Annotated in this window: 19 protein-coding genes; 12 read left to right on the forward strand and 7 right to left on the reverse strand. The window is 57.0% G+C overall.

The window, feature by feature from the left end; all coding sequences use genetic code 11:
* Positions 1 to 10: 10 nt before the first annotated feature.
* The 12 genes from EO763_RS09375 (at position 11) to ccmI (ending at position 9,948) form a co-directional block, all read left to right on the forward strand.
* Positions 11 to 1,885, forward strand: coding sequence for a heme lyase CcmF/NrfE family subunit (locus EO763_RS09375; protein ID WP_161528778.1), 1,875 nt, complete (start codon positions 11 to 13; stop codon positions 1,883 to 1,885).
* Positions 1,878 to 2,279, forward strand: coding sequence for a heme lyase NrfEFG subunit NrfF (gene nrfF, locus EO763_RS09380; RefSeq protein ID WP_161528779.1), 402 nt, complete (start codon positions 1,878 to 1,880; stop codon positions 2,277 to 2,279). The genes EO763_RS09375 and nrfF overlap by 8 nt, the downstream gene beginning before the upstream one ends.
* Positions 2,276 to 3,136: a heme lyase NrfEFG subunit NrfG gene (gene nrfG, locus EO763_RS09385; protein WP_161528780.1), complete on the forward strand. Its 861-nt coding sequence runs from the start codon at positions 2,276 to 2,278 to the stop codon at positions 3,134 to 3,136. The genes nrfF and nrfG overlap by 4 nt, the downstream gene beginning before the upstream one ends.
* A 202-nt stretch (positions 3,137 to 3,338) precedes the next feature.
* Positions 3,339 to 3,971 carry a cytochrome c biogenesis heme-transporting ATPase CcmA gene (gene ccmA / locus EO763_RS09390; protein ID WP_010305759.1) on the forward strand — a complete coding sequence of 211 codons (633 nt, stop codon included), beginning with the start codon at positions 3,339 to 3,341 and terminating at the stop codon, positions 3,969 to 3,971.
* Positions 3,959 to 4,615 (forward strand): heme exporter protein CcmB, encoded by a 657-nt coding sequence (ccmB, locus tag EO763_RS09395; RefSeq protein ID WP_010305762.1) that lies wholly within the window; start codon positions 3,959 to 3,961, stop codon positions 4,613 to 4,615. The genes ccmA and ccmB overlap by 13 nt, the downstream gene beginning before the upstream one ends.
* A 68-nt stretch (positions 4,616 to 4,683) precedes the next feature.
* Positions 4,684 to 5,424: a heme ABC transporter permease gene (locus EO763_RS09400; protein ID WP_010305764.1), complete on the forward strand. Its 741-nt coding sequence runs from the start codon at positions 4,684 to 4,686 to the stop codon at positions 5,422 to 5,424.
* Positions 5,421 to 5,642 (forward strand): heme exporter protein CcmD, encoded by a 222-nt coding sequence (gene ccmD, locus EO763_RS09405; RefSeq protein ID WP_161528781.1) that lies wholly within the window; start codon positions 5,421 to 5,423, stop codon positions 5,640 to 5,642. Before EO763_RS09400 ends, ccmD begins: the two co-directional genes overlap by 4 nt.
* On the forward strand, positions 5,639 to 6,121 hold the full coding sequence (gene ccmE, locus EO763_RS09410) for a cytochrome c maturation protein CcmE (protein WP_161528782.1): 483 nt from the start codon (positions 5,639 to 5,641) through the stop codon (positions 6,119 to 6,121). Before ccmD ends, ccmE begins: the two co-directional genes overlap by 4 nt.
* The gene (locus EO763_RS09415) at positions 6,118 to 8,073 is read left to right on the forward strand and encodes a heme lyase CcmF/NrfE family subunit (protein WP_161528783.1); all 1,956 of its coding nucleotides are present in this window, start codon (positions 6,118 to 6,120) and stop codon (positions 8,071 to 8,073) included. The genes ccmE and EO763_RS09415 overlap by 4 nt, the downstream gene beginning before the upstream one ends.
* Positions 8,070 to 8,627 (forward strand): DsbE family thiol:disulfide interchange protein, encoded by a 558-nt coding sequence (locus EO763_RS09420; protein ID WP_161528784.1) that lies wholly within the window; start codon positions 8,070 to 8,072, stop codon positions 8,625 to 8,627. The genes EO763_RS09415 and EO763_RS09420 overlap by 4 nt, the downstream gene beginning before the upstream one ends.
* On the forward strand, positions 8,624 to 9,082 hold the full coding sequence (locus tag EO763_RS09425; protein ID WP_161528785.1) for a cytochrome c-type biogenesis protein: 459 nt from the start codon (positions 8,624 to 8,626) through the stop codon (positions 9,080 to 9,082). Before EO763_RS09420 ends, EO763_RS09425 begins: the two co-directional genes overlap by 4 nt.
* Entirely contained in the window at positions 9,079 to 9,948 is an 870-nt protein-coding gene (gene ccmI / locus EO763_RS09430) for a c-type cytochrome biogenesis protein CcmI (RefSeq protein WP_161528786.1), read from the forward strand. The genes EO763_RS09425 and ccmI overlap by 4 nt, the downstream gene beginning before the upstream one ends.
* 588 nt (positions 9,949 to 10,536) lie before the next feature.
* On the opposite strand, the gene napC is transcribed toward ccmI, so the two are convergent.
* The 7 genes from napC to napF are packed head-to-tail and all read right to left on the reverse strand — an operon-like array spanning position 10,537 to position 16,466.
* Entirely contained in the window at positions 10,537 to 11,139 is a 603-nt protein-coding gene (gene napC, locus EO763_RS09435; RefSeq protein WP_039481125.1) for a cytochrome c-type protein NapC, read from the reverse strand.
* 8 nt (positions 11,140 to 11,147) lie between these two features.
* A complete protein-coding gene (napB, locus tag EO763_RS09440) occupies positions 11,148 to 11,585 on the reverse strand; it encodes a nitrate reductase cytochrome c-type subunit (protein WP_161528787.1) in 438 nt (145 codons plus the stop codon).
* A complete protein-coding gene (napH, locus tag EO763_RS09445; RefSeq protein WP_161528788.1) occupies positions 11,582 to 12,445 on the reverse strand; it encodes a quinol dehydrogenase ferredoxin subunit NapH in 864 nt (287 codons plus the stop codon). The genes napB and napH overlap by 4 nt, the downstream gene beginning before the upstream one ends.
* Complete coding sequence (gene napG / locus EO763_RS09450) at positions 12,432 to 13,124, reverse strand: ferredoxin-type protein NapG (RefSeq protein WP_161528789.1); 693 nt, start codon at positions 13,122 to 13,124, stop codon at positions 12,432 to 12,434. Before napG ends, napH begins: the two co-directional genes overlap by 14 nt.
* Positions 13,125 to 13,129: 5 nt before the next feature.
* Positions 13,130 to 15,616, reverse strand: a complete 2,487-nt coding sequence (napA, locus tag EO763_RS09455; protein WP_039489141.1) for a nitrate reductase catalytic subunit NapA — start codon at positions 15,614 to 15,616, stop codon at positions 13,130 to 13,132.
* Positions 15,613 to 15,933 carry a chaperone NapD gene (gene napD / locus EO763_RS09460; protein ID WP_039359411.1) on the reverse strand — a complete coding sequence of 107 codons (321 nt, stop codon included), beginning with the start codon at positions 15,931 to 15,933 and terminating at the stop codon, positions 15,613 to 15,615. Before napD ends, napA begins: the two co-directional genes overlap by 4 nt.
* Positions 15,930 to 16,466 carry a ferredoxin-type protein NapF gene (napF, locus tag EO763_RS09465; protein ID WP_161528790.1) on the reverse strand — a complete coding sequence of 179 codons (537 nt, stop codon included), beginning with the start codon at positions 16,464 to 16,466 and terminating at the stop codon, positions 15,930 to 15,932. The genes napD and napF overlap by 4 nt, the downstream gene beginning before the upstream one ends.
* Positions 16,467 to 16,699: the final 233 nt, after the last annotated feature.

The following is a 16,699-nucleotide window of genomic DNA, read 5'->3' on the forward strand; positions in this document are numbered from 1 at the left end:
AGGCCTGTTGATGTTGTTATTGCCAGAATTTGGGTATGTCGCGCTGTCGCTGGCGGTTTGCGTCGGTGTGGCGACGGCGTTGCTGACATTTTCAGGCTACTCCCTGCGCTGGTCGGACACTTACCGACTGGCGCGGTGCTGGACGTTGGTACTGTTTGGCCTCGTGCTGTTCGCGTTTATCGCGCTGACGCTGAGCGTGGTACAGGATGATTTTTCTGTTAATTACGTCGCTCAACATAGTCATCGTGATTTACCGCTGGGGCTAAAAATTGCGGCGGTCTGGGGCGGGCATGAAGGATCGCTGCTGCTGTGGCTGTTATGTTTAACCGGCTGGAGCGCCGCGTTCGCCTGTCGCTATCGTAAGGCGGAAAGCGATCTGTTTCCGCTGACGCTGGCGATGCTGGCCGTGATCGCGACAGCGCTGCTGGTGTTCATTGTCTTTTTCTCCGATCCTTTTGTGCGTCTCTTCCCGCCTGCGGTGGCGGGGAGAGATCTCAACCCCATGCTGCAACACATTGGCCTTATTCTTCATCCGCCGTTGCTCTATCTGGGCTATGGCGGGTTAACTGTGAGTGCGGCGCTGGCGTTAGCCGCCCTGATTCACGGTGAGTTTACTGCGCCCGCCGCCTGGATTTGCTGGCGCTGGACGCTGCCCGCCTGGAGCCTGTTGACGCTAGGAATCATCCTCGGATCGTGGTGGGCCTATAACGAACTGGGCTGGGGAGGATGGTGGTTCTGGGATCCGGTAGAGAACGCCTCGCTGCTCCCGTGGCTTACGGCCAGCGCATTACTGCACAGCCTGTCTGTTACCCGCATGCGCGGCATCTTTCGCCATTGGTCGCTGATATTGGCGTTGCTGACGTTCATTTTATGCCTGTTGGGCACGCTGATTGTGCGCTCCGGGATACTGGTGTCGGTTCATGCATTCGCTCTCGAACATGACCGTGCGGTGCCTCTATTTATCCTGTTTGCTTGCTTGAGTATGGCGGCGTTGGCGGTTTATGGCTGGCGGGCTCAGCTTGTCCATTCTGCTGCCCGCTTCTCCGGCTGGTCGCGGGAAATGGCGATACTGCTGGTGCTGTTGTTATTCAGTGCCGTCGCGCTGGTGGTATTACTTGGCACGCTTTACCCAATGATCTATGGGCTGGCGGGTTGGGGGAAAATCTCCGTGGGCGCGCCCTATTTTAACCGTGTGCTCTTGCCCTTCGCTGGCCTGATGCTGTTGCTCATCGGGGTAGCGGCGGGGGGCTACTGGAAACGCAGTGCGCGATGGCCTGTCCGGCGTTTCGACGTGACGCTGGCTGTCGGCGTTATCACCGCGCTGGTCTTATGGCCGCATGGGTACGCTGTCGCACTGGCGGCGGGTCTGATCGGCTGGGTCATGGCTGCACAGTGGTTACAGCCGCTGTCGGCAATACGTCAGCAGCTTCCTGCTCTGCTCGCGCATACGGGCGTGGCGCTTTTTGCCCTGGGGATTGTGTTCTCTGCGGGCAGCAAGCAGGAAATCAGCGCTAATGTGGGTCAGGGAGAACAGGTCACGCTGGGCGACTACCATTTCCGATTTTTACAGCTGGAGTTAGTGGCGGCGCAGAATTACACCGCCGAGCAGGCCGTGATTGCGATTTATCGTGGCGACTCACCGATCGCCCGCATCATGCCGGAACGTCGTTATTACAACGCACGTAAACAGCAGATGGTTGAGCCGGGCATTGCCTGGGGGCCGATCAGAGAATGGTATGCCGTGATGGGAGAGAAAACCGGCGAAAACCGCTATGCCATGCGTTTCTATGTGCAAACCGGTGTTTGCTGGGTGTGGGGCGGCGGCCTACTGATGGTCGCGGGCGCGCTGCTGGGGTGGTTCAGAGGGAGAAGGGCCTATGAGTAAATACATTGCGCTCCTTTTCATGCTGCTGGCTTTTTCTGTACAGGCTCAGGTGGTCGATACTTGGGCGTTTTCCAGTCAGGCGCAGCGTCAGGCTGCGATGGCGATTGCTGGCGAATTACGCTGCCCACAATGCCAGAACCAGAGTCTGCTGGAATCGAATTCGCCCGTGGCGGTGAGTATGCGTCATGAGGTCTTTTCCATGGTGGAGCAGGGCAAGGACAAGTCAGACATTATGGCGTTTATGAATCAACGCTATGGCGACTTTGTTCAGTACAACCCACCGATGAAAATGCAAACCGGCATCCTTTGGCTCACGCCGCTGCTTTTGCTGTTAGCGATTGCAGTTATCGCGTGGCGGGTGATGCGGCGGCAGAACCGAGGGGCGCGTCCATGAGCCTGTTAAGCGTGAACCTGTTGGACCTGAACGTATTAAGTATGGTGTTCGTCGCTGTCGCGATTGTCGTTCTGGCGGCCGGGCTGCTATGGCCGCTACTGCCCCTGCGTCAGTCGGAGGGGGATGACAAGCTACAGCGTTTAGCGGAGCGCATCTGGCATTTTCAGTGTGAACAGGCAGGAAAGCATCTGTCCGAGCATGAGGCAAAGATGCTGGGTCGAGAGCTGTCCCACGATCTGCCGTTAGCCTCATCCTCTTCTTCTGCGCAGCGCCCAATGCCTGCCATCGCCGTTGTGGCTGCGGTCATCGTTATCTTATTGAGCAGTGCGACGTTCTACATGCTAAGCCCGCGTGCTGCGCTGGTTCAGACGGAACGACAGCGACTTGCCGATCCGCTCCATGATTTTAGCGACGCGCAACAGCAGGAAAAACAGCTTACTGCCTTGCAGGACAACATTCGTAAAACACCGGGCAACAGCGTCCTCTGGGCTGAGCTGGGTGAATATTATCTTTACCGCAACGCGTATGACAACGCGTTGCGCGCTTATCGGCAGGCGATTGCGCTGAAGGGTGACAGTGCTGAGCTGTATTCGGCACTGGCAACGGTGCTGTATTACCAGGCCGGTCAGGCCGTCACACCGCCGATGCAAGAGATGGTTGATAAAGCGCTGGCGCTGGATGCCAATGAAGTGACAGCGCTGATGCTGCTGGCATCCGATGCGTTCTTGAAGGCGGATTATGCACGCGCGATTACGATTTGGCAGCGCTTACTGGATACGTACAGCCCACGAGTTAATCGCGTCCAGTTGATCGAGGCGATCAACACGGCAACGCTGCTGAAGAATAGCCAGAAATAGTGCGTGATAACTTTTGAATAAAAGGGGTCAGCACGACTTTTTGCACCGTCATAATGACGAGGATAACCGGAATCACCGATTTTATTGATCTCAATAAAAAAGATTAACTCTTTAGGGTTACGGCCCCCAAGAGGGGGAGTAAGGGCACCATGTTATTCTATACCCAAGGGTATATGGCATTAGAAAGTAGGAGTACACCCCGATGTTAGAAGCGCGCGATGTGGTTTGCATACGCGATGAGCATGTGCTGTTCAGCGCGTTGTCGTTTACGGCCAGCGCGGGAGAAATGGTGCAAATTGCCGGTGCCAACGGGGTGGGCAAAACATCGCTGTTGCGCATTTTAAGCGGTCTGGCGACGCCTGAATCGGGGGAAATCTGCTGGCAAGGGCAACGCATCAACCGTATGCGCGAGCAGTTTAATCAGCAACTTCTGTGGTTAGGCCATCAGCCGGGCATCAAAAGCGTCCTGACGGGTGAAGAGAACCTGCGCTTTTTCTATCCGCAACAGGATCAGGATGCACTCTGGCAAGCGCTGGCCGCCGTCGGGCTGGCTGGCTATGAAGATGTGCCCGTGGCGCGTCTTTCGGCGGGACAGCAGCGTCGCGTCGCGCTGGCGCGTTTGTGGCTCACCGACGTCCCGCTGTGGATTCTGGATGAGCCGCTGACCGCGCTTGACGTGGCTGGCGTCGAAATGCTGACACAGCGTATGGAACACCATATTGCGCGTGGCGGCATCATCATTTTAACCACCCATCAGCCGCTGCGTCCGTTCGCTCAGGATATTCGCTGTATCCAGCTTACGCCGAGTGAGGGAACCCCATCATGCGGCGGCTGATTGCTCGAGAACTGCGCGTTGCATTGCGCAATAACGCGGAAATTCTTAACCCTCTGTGGTTCTTCCTGATCGTCATCATCTTATTTCCTCTGGCTATTGGACCAGAGCCGCAGCTATTGATGCGTGTGGCACCCGGCGTGGTGTGGGTGGCGGCGCTGCTCGCGTCGTTGCTGGGGATGGATCGCCTTTTCCGCGATGATTATCAGGATGGCTCGCTGGAACAGCTAACGCTGTTGCCTTTGCCGCTGCCGTTAGTGGTATTGGCGAAAGTGGTGGTGCACTGGATGGTCAGCGGGCTGCCGCTGTTACTGCTTTCTCCGCTGGCGGCGCTGCTGTTTGGGTTGGACAGCCACGGCTGGTGGGTGATGGCGTTAACGCTGTTGCTCTGCACGCCAACGCTCAGTTTTCTGGGAGCGATTGGCGCGGGGTTAACGGTCGGGCTGCGTCGCAGCGGCGTGCTGTTAAGCCTGCTGGTCTTGCCGCTCACCATACCGCTGTTGATTTTTGCGACGGCGGCGGTTGAGGCCGCGATGATGCAACTGCCAGTCGGCGGGTATCTTGCGATCCTCGGAGCCTTTCTGGCGGGCAGCGCCACCCTGAGCCCGTTTGCCACGGCGGCGGCGTTGCGGGTGAGCATACAATAATTTTCCGATCTCAGGATCGCCTTTATCGTCCCGTTGGGATGAGTTTTACGCAAAGTGAGCACACGATTATGTTGAAAAAAAACTATCAGCTTACGCAGCCGGATCGCCTTTATGGCCTTTGCGGCAGGCTTATCCCCTGGGTTGCCTTGATCAGTGCCACGTTGCTGATCGGCGGTTGTCTGCTGGGATTTGGGTTTGCGCCTGCGGATTATCAGCAAGGGCAAGGGTATCGCATCATGTACCTGCATGTCCCAGCAGCCGTATGGTCGATGGGCGTCTATGCCGTGATGGCGATATTTGCGCTTATCGGGATGATTCGGCAGTCAAAAACGGCAGAACTTGCCGTGGCGGCGATGGCACCGGTCGGTGCGGTGTTTACCTTTATTGCGCTGACGACGGGCGCCACCTGGGGGAAACCGATGTGGGGAACCTGGTGGGTGTGGGATGCGCGACTGACGTCGGAACTCGTTCTGCTGTTTCTGTATGTGGGCATCATCGCGCTCTACAACGCCTTTGACGATCGCCGTCTTGCCGGTCGTGCGGCGGCCATTCTGGTGCTGGTTGGCGTGGTAAATTTACCCATCATCCATTTCTCGGTCGAGTGGTGGAATACCCTGCATCAGGGATCGACAAAAATGCAGAAAACGATCGATCCCGCCATGCGTCTCCCGCTGCGAATCATGATGTTAGGGTTTATGAGCTTGTTCGTGACGTTGTCACTCATGCGCTTGCGTAACTTGATACTGGTGCAGCAGCGCCGCGCGCCCTGGGTGGCTGCGCTGCTTAATAAAGGAGGAATAGCACGATGAACATCGCTTTCACAAGTTGGCAAGATTTCTTTGCGATGGGCGGCTATGCCTTTTACGTGTGGCTGGCCGTGGTGCTGACGCTGTTACCGCTGAGCGCATTGGTCGGTCATACCCTGTTAAGTCGCCGCGCATTGCTGAGTGATATCCGCCGCCAGCAGGCGCGCGAGCAGCGTAAGAATACGGCCCACCAGTCGGAAACGATGGAGGTGGTGCAATGAGTACACCGCGTAAAACCCGTCTCTATGCCATCGTGGCCGTGGTCTGCGGTGCGGTAGTGACGATAGCGCTGACGCTCTATGCATTGAGCTCGAATATCGATCTCTTTTATACGCCCAGTGAAATTCTTTACGGCAAGAACGAAACGCAGGAAAAACCGGCGATTGGGCAGCGTTTACGCGTCGGCGGCATGGTGATGCCGGGCAGTGTGCGCCGCGACAGCCAAAGTCTGGAAGTCCGCTTCACCGTTTATGATGCGCAGGGTTCAGTGGATGTGACCTATAACGGGATGCTGCCGGATCTGTTCCGCGAGGCGCAAGGAGTGGTGGCGCAGGGCATTCTGGATACCGACGATCATATTATGGCGAAAGAAGTGCTTGCCCGACATGACGAAAACTACACGCCACCGGAAATCAAAGCGGCGATGGAAGGACAGCACGGCCATGCGCCGGCGGCGGCCACAGAGGGTAAACGGTTATGATGCCTGAAGTGGGCAATTATCTGCTTTGTCTGGCGCTAGGCGTCGCGCTGTTGCTCAGCGTTTACCCACTGTGGGGCGCGTCGCGTCAGGATACTCGTCTGATGGCGTTGGCGCGTCCGCTTGCCTGGGCGCTGTTTGCATGCATTTTGGCGTCTTTCCTCGTGTTGGTGCATGCGCTGGTGATTAATGATTTCACCGTCCTCTACGTAGCCAACAACTCGAACCGCGCGCTGCCGGTATGGTATCGCGTGGCGGCAGCGTGGGGCGCACATGAAGGATCGCTGCTGCTCTGGGTGCTGCTGATGAGCGGCTGGACCTTCGCCGTGGCGGTATTCAGCCGGGGGATGTCGCTGGATGCGGTCGCCCGCGTGCTGGCCGTGATGGGGATGATTAATGTCGGCTTCTTGCTGTTCATCATCCTGACGTCGAATCCCTTTACGCGCACGCTGCCGGACTACCCGATTGACGGACGCGATCTCAACCCGCTGTTGCAGGATGTCGGGTTAATCTTCCACCCTCCGCTGCTTTACATGGGCTATGTCGGGTTTTCCGTGGCGTTTGCGTTTGCGGTCGCCTCGCTGCTGGCTGAGCGGTTGGACAGCGCGTGGGCACGCTGGTCCCGACCGTGGACGCAGGCGGCCTGGTCGTTCCTGACGCTGGGTATCGTGCTCGGTTCGGGCTGGGCGTATTACGAACTCGGCTGGGGCGGCTGGTGGTTCTGGGATCCGGTGGAGAATGCGTCATTGATGCCGTGGCTGGTGGGCACGGCGCTGCTACATTCGCTGTCGGTTACCGAAAAACGCGGCAGTTTCAAAGCCTGGACGGTGTTGTTGGCCATCGGCGCGTTCTCGCTCTGCCTGCTGGGGACGTTTCTGGTGCGTTCCGGTGTATTGGTGTCGGTGCATGCGTTTGCCTCCGATCCGGCACGCGGCATGTTTATTCTCGCGTTTCTGGTCATTGTCATCGGCGGTTCTTTGCTGCTGTTCGCCATCAAAGGCAACCGGGTACGGGCGCGGGTAACGAATTCGCTCTGGTCGCGTGAGACTTTCCTGCTTGGCAATAACCTGATCCTGATGGCGGCCACGCTCGTCGTGCTGCTGGGAACGCTGCTGCCGCTGGTGCATAAGCAACTGGGCTTGGGCAGCATTTCGATTGGTGCGCCGTTCTTTAACACCATGTTTACCCTGTTAATGGCCCCTTTTGCCTTACTGCTGGGCGTGGGGCCGCTGGTTCGCTGGCGGCGCGACGAACCGCAAAAGCTGCGTAAGCTGCTGCTGATTGCGCTGGCCGTGACCGCGGCACTGTCGCTGCTGTTTCCGTGGCTGTTACAGGATTCCCTTGTTGCCATGACGGTGGTCGGCCTGTCGATGGCGCTGTGGGTGTTCTTCTTAACGGTGTACGAGCTGCATACCAGTTCCACCCGTCGTCATGGTCTGCTGCGCGGTTTAACCACACTTTCACTGAGCCAGTGGGGAATGGTGTGCGGTCATATTGGGCTGGCGGTGACGGTGGTAGGGATCGCCTTCAGCCAAAATTATAGCGTTGAGCGCGATGTGCGGATGCGGGCAGGCGACAGCATCGAGATCCACGATTACCGTTTTACGTTTCAAGGCGTGCGTGATGTCGTGGGGCCGAACTGGCAAAGTGCGAAAGGGACGATTGAGGTCACGCACAACGGCAAGCCGGAAGCGATCTTGAAGGCGGAAAAACGCTTCTACAACACCAGTGGCGCGATCATGACGGAAGCCGCCATTGATGCGGGGATGACGCGCGATCTCTATGCGGCCTTGGGTGAAAAGCTGGATGACGGGAGCTGGGCGGTGCGGCTGTATTACAAACCGTTTATCCGCTGGATTTGGTACGGCGGGGGGCTGATGGCGTTAGGCGGCATCCTGTGCATGTTCGATCCTCGCTATCGCCTGCGTCGCGCCGTTCGGGGGACAGCATCATGAGCCGCAAAATATTGTTAATCCCGCTTATGCTGTTTTTACTGCTGGCGGTGGCCTTGCTGTGGCAGCTGGTGCGTAACAGCGACGGCGACGATCCCATGCGGCTGGAGTCAGCCCTGATTGGCAAACCGATTCCCGCGTTTCGTCTTGAATCGCTGGATCAGGCGGGAAAGGTTTATAACCAATCTGAACTGAGCGATGGCAAACCGCTGCTGCTGAACGTCTGGGCGACCTGGTGCCCGACATGCCGCGCGGAGCACCAGTTTCTCAACACGCTGGCGGCGCAGGGGATTCGCGTCGTGGGCATGAATTATAAAGATGAACGCCCCAACGCGGTCGAATGGCTGAAGACGCTAGGCAACCCCTATGCGATGAGCTTATTTGATGGCGACGGTATGTTGGGGCTGGATTTGGGCGTGTATGGCGCGCCGGAAACGTTCCTGATCGACGGGAAAGGCATTATTCGCTATCGCCATGCGGGCGATCTCAACATGCAGGTGTGGCAAGAAACGCTGCAACCGTTGTGGGATAAATACAGCAAGGAGGGCGGCGCATGAGAGTGATCGGCTTCCTTAGTGCGCTGCTGCTGTCGTTCAGCGTGCTGGCGTCCTCCGAGGTATTGCGTTTTGACAACGACACGCAGGAGCAACAGTTTCGTGAGTTAACCATGCAACTGCGCTGCCCAAAATGCCAGAACAACAGCATTGCCGATTCCAATTCGATGATTGCTTCGGATATGCGGCAGAAAGTGTATGAACTGATGCAGCAGGGACAAACGAAAGAGCAGGTTGTCGATTATATGGTGGATCGTTATGGCTATTTTGTGACGTATGAACCGCCGATCACGCCTTTTACGATACTGCTGTGGCTCCTGCCCGCGTTGTTTCTGGCTGTGGGATCATGGATGATTATTCGGCGTGCCCGCCGCATCAGAAATGTCAAAGAACCGATGAGCGCACAGGATAAGAAGCGCTTGCAGACGCTGTTGGAACGTGGGGGGAAATCCGAATGATGCTACTGACCGCAACCATTGTGCTATCGCTGATTGCGCTTTCCGCGCTGCTGCTTGCGCCGTGGTCGTCACGGGGAGAATACGATCGCGATGCGATCAATCAGGCGCTGTATCGCGATCGTCTGCGTGAGCTTACTGTGGATATCGCCAATGAGCAGGAACGTGCTCAACTGGTTGAGGAACTCCAGCATACGCTATTGCAGGACATTCCCAGCGGTGCGAAGGCACAACAGCGTCCGCTGAACAGCTGGGTTTTGCTGCCGGGCGTGCTGTTGCTGGTCATTGTCAGCCTCGGCGTGTTTTGGAAGACTTCCGCGGTTAATCGGGTGCAGGAGTTGCAGCAGGTTGTGGCGTTAACGCCGGACCTGATGAAGCGAGCGCTGGATCCTGACGCCGAGCCACTGACCATTGAAGAGGTCGCGCGTCTCGGTCTGGGATTGCGTAGCCAGTTGGAAACGCAACCAGATAATCCGCAAGACTGGTGGATGCTGGGGCGTATTGCGGGCTTGCTGAATAACTACGACATGTCCGTGCAGGCGTTTGCTAAAGCGTTCCAACTCGATCCGAAGAATACGGATCTGGCGCTGGACTATGCCGATCTGCTGTCGCGATCTACCGACCCGCGTGATAGCCAACGCGGTGGGGACATGCTGCGTGAACTGATGAATTCCGGCTCGACCAATGTGCGTGTACTGAGCCTATTGGCTTTCAATGCCTATGAAGCCCAGCGCTATCAGGACGCGATTAACGCCTGGGAAGCCATGTTGCAGCTGTTACCGCAAAACGACACGCGCCGAGCGGTCATTGAACGCAGCGTGGCACAGGCGAAAGCGTCAATGTCGGTGCAGGCGACAACCGGGAAGTAAGTTATTTCATCTTCATCTAAATAGTAAAAGGGCGATATCTATCGCCCTTTTGTTTTTTCTTGTTTCTGTCATTAGTGTGAAGGTTTCGTGCGCATTACCCACGGTTTTTTCTGCAACCGTTGCAGCACGCGCCCGACACGGGGCGGCTAAGGCCGCTCTCAGCACAGACGGAAACATCCGTCCCAAAATAACAATGAACGAAGTTCAGTCTTTTGATTTTATGGGATTGGTTCGCGTAAAAAATCGCGCAGAGGTGTACATGACCGCCGGATGAGCGGCATGGACGCCGCGAAAGCCTGCGCCGCGCCGGGAGCGCGTTGCAGGCGGTCCGAACAGCGGGCATGAACGCCGAAGGCACCGCGAAGCGGCGCGATTTATCGCAAAAGGCCAGGGGTCGCGGGGCGACGGCAATTGAGCCGCCCCGCGTCGGGCGCGTGCGACGCGAGTTGCAGAAGATCGCACTACTTATTGCGCACGAAACCCTAACGGTATTTATAAGAATACGATAGACAGAATTGGGAAGGGCGGATGCTTCCGCTTGTGTTGAGGACGGCATACGCCGTCCCGAGTGTGACGAAGAGGGGCGGGTTATAACCCGCTTTTGACGCCGTGCATGTCCGGCAGTTTGTGTGCGATGCCTTTGTGGCAATCGATACAGGTTTGACCGAGTTTTATCGCTTCGCTGTGTTTTTCCGCCGCGACTGTTTTTTGCCCTGAGAAGTCCATGTAGTCAACGTTGTGGCAGTTGCGGCATTCCTGAGAATTGTTATTTTTCATGCGCCGCCATTCGCTCTGCGCCATCGTCAGCCGGTGTGCTTCAAATTTTTGTGGCGTATCAATCGTGCCCATTATCTTGCCGTACAGCTCTTTACTGGCCTGAATCTTACGCACCATTTTCGGCACAAACTCATGCGGAACGTGGCAGTCCGGGCAGGTGGCGCGTACGCCGCTGCGGTTGCTGTAGTGCGCGGTTTCCATATATTCCTGATAGACGGTATTGCGCATTTCATGACAACTGATGCAGAACGCTTCGCTGTTGCTCATTTCCATGCCTTTCTGGGATGTCGCCAGAAAGAAAATACCGCCCGCGAAGCCGATAATGAGCAATGTTCCCAGCGCCAGCCGACTCGGACGACGCCACCATTGCCACAGCTGGCGTAACAACCGTCCCACTTTTCCTGGTTGTTTCATAGCAAACCTCACTGTCCAAAGCCTTTAGAAGGGGCGAACGTGTTACCGGTAATCGGCGAACTGTCCGCTTGCGGCACGTGGCATTGCAGGCAGAAATGGCGTGCAGGTGCGACATTGCTCAGCACGTTGCCGTCTCTGTCGACAAAATGGGTTGGGCTGACGCGGGGGGCGCTGGTGGAACGATAGCTCTCCACGCCGTGGCACTGTAGGCAACGGTTAAAGGTCGGGGTGACCTGATAGCCATCCACGCTATGCGGGATCATCGGTGGCTGGTTGACATAGTTGAGCGCCATACGCTCCTGCTGCTTCGGCATCCGGCTATTTCCCGGCTGTGTCGCGGCGACTTCTGGCGATTGGCTTAAATCCACCTGTGCAGTAGCGATTGCACTGCCCATTATCGCCAGGGCGGTGATCCAGCGAAACCATCCCATTCTCAGGCTTTTCATGACTTTGCTCCCGGTTTCCATCTAAGGGTTATTTTAAAAACGTCTTCAGCGCAGACATCAATACAGCGTCCGCATGTTATGCAGTCTCGGTCAGTAACCTGTGCCGGACTGTGTTTATCGAGCAAGGGCGCGCGAAGTACCTGTGGCTCTGGACAGACATGAAAGCAGTCCATACAGCGCGTACAGCGTTCACGCTCGGTGGCATCCACAACCAGTGCGCCTTTGCTGCCAAGCGCGCCATACAGCGCGCCCGTTGGACAAAGGTGTCCGCACCAGCCGTGTTCCACGACCAACAAATCAAACAGAAATAGCGCCAGCAGTAGCCAGATACCTGCACCAAACCCGAAAATCAGCCCGCGACCCATCAGTGAAACCGGATTGACCCATTCCCACAGTAGCCCGCCCGTCAGCGCACTCCCTGCCACGATCATAATCAGCAGCAGATAGCGCAGATTGCGAGGGAGCGTTGCCGAGGCGGTGATGCCGAAACGGCGACGCAGCCAGGCGGCTAAATCGGTGAGCGGATTCACGGGGCAGACCCAGCTACAGAACAGGCGCTTGCCTGCCAGCGCATAGCTCAGCGCGATAATCAGCGCACCGACCAGCGCGAGGGCGGCAGGCAGATGACCGCTAGCCAAACTTTGTAGCACCATCAGCGGATCGCTAAGTGGTACGGTGTCGAGCAAGCGGCTGGCGCTGTAGTTACCACGCAGGATCCAGAAGCCTAACAGCGGGCCACTGAGGAACATGAGCAGCACCAGAAACTGTGTCAGCCGACGCAATACCAGCCAGCGGTGGCTACGCCACCAGCCTTTTTTCGCCCGAGCTTCTCGTCCGGCGTCTTGCTTACGATTTGCCATCGCGTGCCTCCAGCCAACTGAAACGGTAGTGATGTCCGAGTTCGCCTTTTGCCAGCGCGCGCGGCAAGATCTTTATCGCTGGCTGTTCCAGCACACAGGCTTTTTCACATTTGCCACAGCCGGTACAGACATCGCTATGCACCGTCGGCAGAAAACGGGCATGTTTTCCGGTTCGGGCATTGCGCTCTGGTTCCAGCGTGATGGCGCTATCGATGAGGGGGCAGACGCGATAGCAGACATCGCAGCGTAACCCCTGGTAGTTCAGACAGTTTTCCTGATCGAGCAGCACTGCTAATCCCATGCGGGCGTCATCAATAGCGTCCAACGGCTGTAATGCACCGCTGGGGCAGGCGATCACGCAGGGAATGTCCTCACACATCTCACACGGGATATCGCGTGCGACAAAGTAAGGGCTACCCGCTGCGGAGCCGGAGACCAGCGTTGCCAGCTTCAGCGTGTCGTACGGGCAGGCCTGAACACATTGGCCACAGCGTATGCAGGCACCGGAAAACGCCGCCTCAGACAGCGCACCCGGCGGCCGCAGCCGGAGTACGTCTGCCTGAGCGCGTCGCTGCTGAATGCCGAGAACCGTCACCGCGGCGGATAAACCCGCAACGGCACGGACGGCGTCACGCAGAAAGCGACGGCGAGCGGGTGATGAATTCTCCGGGCGTGCCATGCGCGTTACACCTTAGCCAGCTTGACGGCACACTTCTTAAAGTCCGCTTCTTTCGACAGCGGATCGGTCGCATCCAGCGTCAGGACGTTGGTCATCTGTGCGGCATCGAAGAACGGCATATAGACCAGCCCACGCGGTGGCTTATTACGACCGCGTGTCTCAACAATCGAGACGACTTCACCACGGCGCGAGATAATGCGGACTTTCTCGCCGCGACGTAAATCGCGTGCTTTGGCATCCTGTGGGTGCATAAACAGCACGGCCTCGGGGAAGGCGCGGTGCAATTCCGGTACGCGACGTGTCATGCTGCCGGTGTGCCAGTGCTCCAATACGCGGCCGGTGGAAAGCCAGAGATCGTATTCGTCGTCCGGCGCTTCTGCCGCAGGCTCGTACGGCAGCGCAAAAATAACCGCCTTGCCATCCGGTTTGCCGTAGAAACGGTAGGCTTCTCCCGCTTTGACGTAAGGATCGTGCCCTTCGCTGTAGCGCCACTGTGTTTCCTTACCGTCAACGACCGGCCAGCGCAGTCCGCGAACCTTGTGGTAGGTATCGAATGGTGCCAGGTCGTGACCGTGCCCGCGGCCAAACGCGGCGTATTCTTCAAACAGGCCTTTTTGCAGGTAAAAACCGAAGTCGCGAGATTCATCGTTCAACTGGTTTTCCGCTAATTCGCTGAGCGGGAAGCGCGTGGTGACATCGTTCGCAAACAGCACGTCGTACAGCGTCTTGCCGCGGTAGGCCGGTTTCTGCGCCAGAAGTGCTTCCGGCCACACTTCCTCGATGGCGAAGCGCTTGGCAAAGCTCACCACCTGCCACAGATCCGATTTTGACTCGCCCGGCGCTTTAACCTGCTGACGCCAGAACTGCGTCCGACGCTCGGCGTTGCCGTAGGCACCTTCTTTTTCCACCCACATTGCGGTAGGCAAAATGAGGTCAGCGGACAAAGCGCTGATCGTTGGGTAGGGGTCGGAAACGACGATGAAGTTACGCGGATCGCGCCAGCCCGGCATACGCTCCTGATTGATGTTCGGGCCGGCTTGCATGTTGTTGTTACACATTACCCAATAGGCATTCAGCGTACCGTCCTTCAGCGCTCGATCCTGTGCGACGGCGTGTAAACCGATCTTTTCAGGAATTGTGCCTGTTGGTAACTGCCACAGCTTTTCCGCCATCGCGCGGTGTTTTTCGTTGGTCACCACCATGTCCGCTGGCAGGCGGTGGGCGAAGGTGCCGACTTCACGCGCGGTGCCGCAGGCAGAAGGTTGCCCGGTTAACGAGAATGGCCCGCAGCCTGGCTGAGAGATCTTGCCCGTCAGCAGGTGGATGTTATAAACCAGATTGTTCGCCCAGACGCCGCGCGTGTGCTGGTTAAAGCCCATCGTCCAGTAGGAGATCACTTTTTTCTTCGGATCGGCATAGAGTTTTGCCAGCGCTTCTAACTGATCGGCGGGAACGCCGCTGAGCGCGACCGTTTTTTCCAGCGTGTAGTCAGCGACAAAGGCTTTGTACTCTTCAAAACTCATCGGCTCAGACGCATCGGAACCCGGATTTTTCGCCGCTTTTTCCAACGGATGCGTCGGACGTAGGCCATAACCGATATCGGTCACGCCTCGGCGCAGGTTGACGTGGCGGGTAAAGAAAGCCTCGTTCACCGCATTGTTTTGAATAATGTAGTTGGCGATGTAGTTGAGAATGGCCAGATCGGTTTGCGGCGTAAACACCATGCCGTTGTCCGCCAGCTCAAAACTGCGGTGCTGGTAGGTGGACAGCACGGCGACCGTGACATTGCTGTTCGATAGGCGGCGGTCGGTGATGCGCGACCAGAGAATTGGGTGCATCTCCGCCATGTTGGAACCCCACAGGACAAACGCATCGGTCTGCTCGATATCGTCGTAGCAGCCCATCGGTTCATCCATACCGAAGGTACGCATAAAGCCGACGACCGCCGATGCCATACAGTGGCGCGCGTTGGGATCAATATTGTTGGAGCGGAAGCCCGCTTTGAACAATTTTGCGGCAGCATAGCCTTCCCAGATGGTTGATTGCCCAGAGCCAAACATGCCTATCGCGTTGGGGCCTTTCTCCTTCAGTGCGGTTTTGAATTTCTCCGCCATGATGTCAAATGCCTGATCCCAGGAGATTGGGGTAAATTCGCCTTCTTTATCGAATTTACCGTCACGCATACGCAGCAAAGGCTGGGTCAGGCGATCCTGTCCGTACATAATTTTTGGCAGGAAATAGCCCTTGATGCAGTTTAATCCACGGTTAACCGGCGCTTCGGGATCGCCCTGACTGGCGACGATGCGGCCGTTTTGCGTCCCTACCAACACACCGCACCCAACGCCACAGAAGCGGCAAGGCGCTTTATCCCAGTGGATAGCATCCGACTGTTCGGTCACGGCACGAACCGCGGTGGGTATGGTGATGCCTGCGACCGCGGCTGCCGCTGCGACCGCGTTCGCCTTCATAAAGTGTCGTCGACTGAGTTTCATAGTATTTCCTCACCCTGAGCTTGTTGATCAAGAGGTTGTTCATCGAAAGCAAAAGATTGTTCATCAAAAGACGGTTCATCAAGCTGGTGATAAACCAGCGAAACCGCCAGTACGCCTGTAAGCTCGCGTATTGACGCTATTTGTTTTAACAGCGTGTCTTCTGAATCTGACTCCAGTACCACGACCATTTTTCCGGTATCGCTATCGCTGGCACCTACTTCTAGATTGGGTTGCGTCGCTAACGCCTCGCCAACGGCTGCCATCTGCGCCGTGTTGACGTGAACCACTACACTGCAAACATGCCAGACTGTGCTCATCGGTTTTCCTGTTGCGTCGGCAGACGCGCTGGCGCGGTGTGATATCCCGCTGTGATTTTTTTCATCGATATGGCGCCGATAGGGCAGCCGGCAATGCAGGCACCGCAGGTGGTACAGGCGTCGTCGTCGATGGACGGTGCAGCCACGCGCCCAATGGTGGGGCGGAATCGTATCGCGCCTGTTTCACACGCATCCTGACAGCTGCGGCATTCCACCTGATGCAGTGATAAACAGGCATCCTGGATCGTCAGGTGGTATTCCCACGGCGAGGTGTGACTCTCCGCGAACAGCGCTTGTGGACACGCGCGAGCGCAGTCGTAGCAGAATGTGCATTCACCGCATTGGAAATCGACAGTGGGAAAACCGCCTGAACCACGCTGGATAATCCCCGCGCCGCAGGCATCAACGCAGACGTTGCAGCGAGTGCACTGGCTCAGGAAATGGCTTTCCACACCGCTCCACGGCGGACGCAGCGTGTTGTCTGCCCGCTGTAGGCCACCAGTCAGTAGGGAACGCCGGGAGAGGTTAGTCATGGCAGTTTTTCGCTCTGGCACGCAATGAAATATCCAATAGAAACACGCTGTTTTTGTAGGGGTTACACTATTCCTCTTAGGCTGTATGCGATAATCACCCTTTAGAGGTAAATGGTGGTGCCGGATCAAGCTTATGTGGGATTCGCGTCTCATTGGCTTGCCTGTGCCAGTGGGGATCGTGATAGTACGCTGAATGCTTGATCTACTTATTTTGAGTAGGTATGACGCCAAAG

It is taken from the genome of Pectobacterium odoriferum, assembly GCF_009931295.1.
GTDB classification, from domain to species: domain Bacteria; phylum Pseudomonadota; class Gammaproteobacteria; order Enterobacterales; family Enterobacteriaceae; genus Pectobacterium; species Pectobacterium odoriferum.

Coding starts and splice junctions, on each gene's coding strand:
- EO763_RS09375 (WP_161528778.1), top strand. CDS start 11: ATGTTGTTATTGCCAGAATTTGGGTATGTCGCGCTGTCGCTGGCGGTT.
- nrfF (WP_161528779.1), top strand. CDS start 1,878: ATGAGTAAATACATTGCGCTCCTTTTCATGCTGCTGGCTTTTTCTGTA.
- nrfG (WP_161528780.1), top strand. CDS start 2,276: ATGAGCCTGTTAAGCGTGAACCTGTTGGACCTGAACGTATTAAGTATG.
- ccmA (WP_010305759.1), top strand. CDS start 3,339: ATGTTAGAAGCGCGCGATGTGGTTTGCATACGCGATGAGCATGTGCTG.
- ccmB (WP_010305762.1), top strand. CDS start 3,959: ATGCGGCGGCTGATTGCTCGAGAACTGCGCGTTGCATTGCGCAATAAC.
- EO763_RS09400 (WP_010305764.1), top strand. CDS start 4,684: ATGTTGAAAAAAAACTATCAGCTTACGCAGCCGGATCGCCTTTATGGC.
- ccmD (WP_161528781.1), top strand. CDS start 5,421: ATGAACATCGCTTTCACAAGTTGGCAAGATTTCTTTGCGATGGGCGGC.
- ccmE (WP_161528782.1), top strand. CDS start 5,639: ATGAGTACACCGCGTAAAACCCGTCTCTATGCCATCGTGGCCGTGGTC.
- EO763_RS09415 (WP_161528783.1), top strand. CDS start 6,118: ATGATGCCTGAAGTGGGCAATTATCTGCTTTGTCTGGCGCTAGGCGTC.
- EO763_RS09420 (WP_161528784.1), top strand. CDS start 8,070: ATGAGCCGCAAAATATTGTTAATCCCGCTTATGCTGTTTTTACTGCTG.
- EO763_RS09425 (WP_161528785.1), top strand. CDS start 8,624: ATGAGAGTGATCGGCTTCCTTAGTGCGCTGCTGCTGTCGTTCAGCGTG.
- ccmI (WP_161528786.1), top strand. CDS start 9,079: ATGATGCTACTGACCGCAACCATTGTGCTATCGCTGATTGCGCTTTCC.
- napC (WP_039481125.1), bottom strand. CDS start 11,139: ATGAAACAACCAGGAAAAGTGGGACGGTTGTTACGCCAGCTGTGGCAA.
- napB (WP_161528787.1), bottom strand. CDS start 11,585: ATGAAAAGCCTGAGAATGGGATGGTTTCGCTGGATCACCGCCCTGGCG.
- napH (WP_161528788.1), bottom strand. CDS start 12,445: ATGGCAAATCGTAAGCAAGACGCCGGACGAGAAGCTCGGGCGAAAAAA.
- napG (WP_161528789.1), bottom strand. CDS start 13,124: ATGGCACGCCCGGAGAATTCATCACCCGCTCGCCGTCGCTTTCTGCGT.
- napA (WP_039489141.1), bottom strand. CDS start 15,616: ATGAAACTCAGTCGACGACACTTTATGAAGGCGAACGCGGTCGCAGCG.
- napD (WP_039359411.1), bottom strand. CDS start 15,933: ATGAGCACAGTCTGGCATGTTTGCAGTGTAGTGGTTCACGTCAACACG.
- napF (WP_161528790.1), bottom strand. CDS start 16,466: ATGACTAACCTCTCCCGGCGTTCCCTACTGACTGGTGGCCTACAGCGG.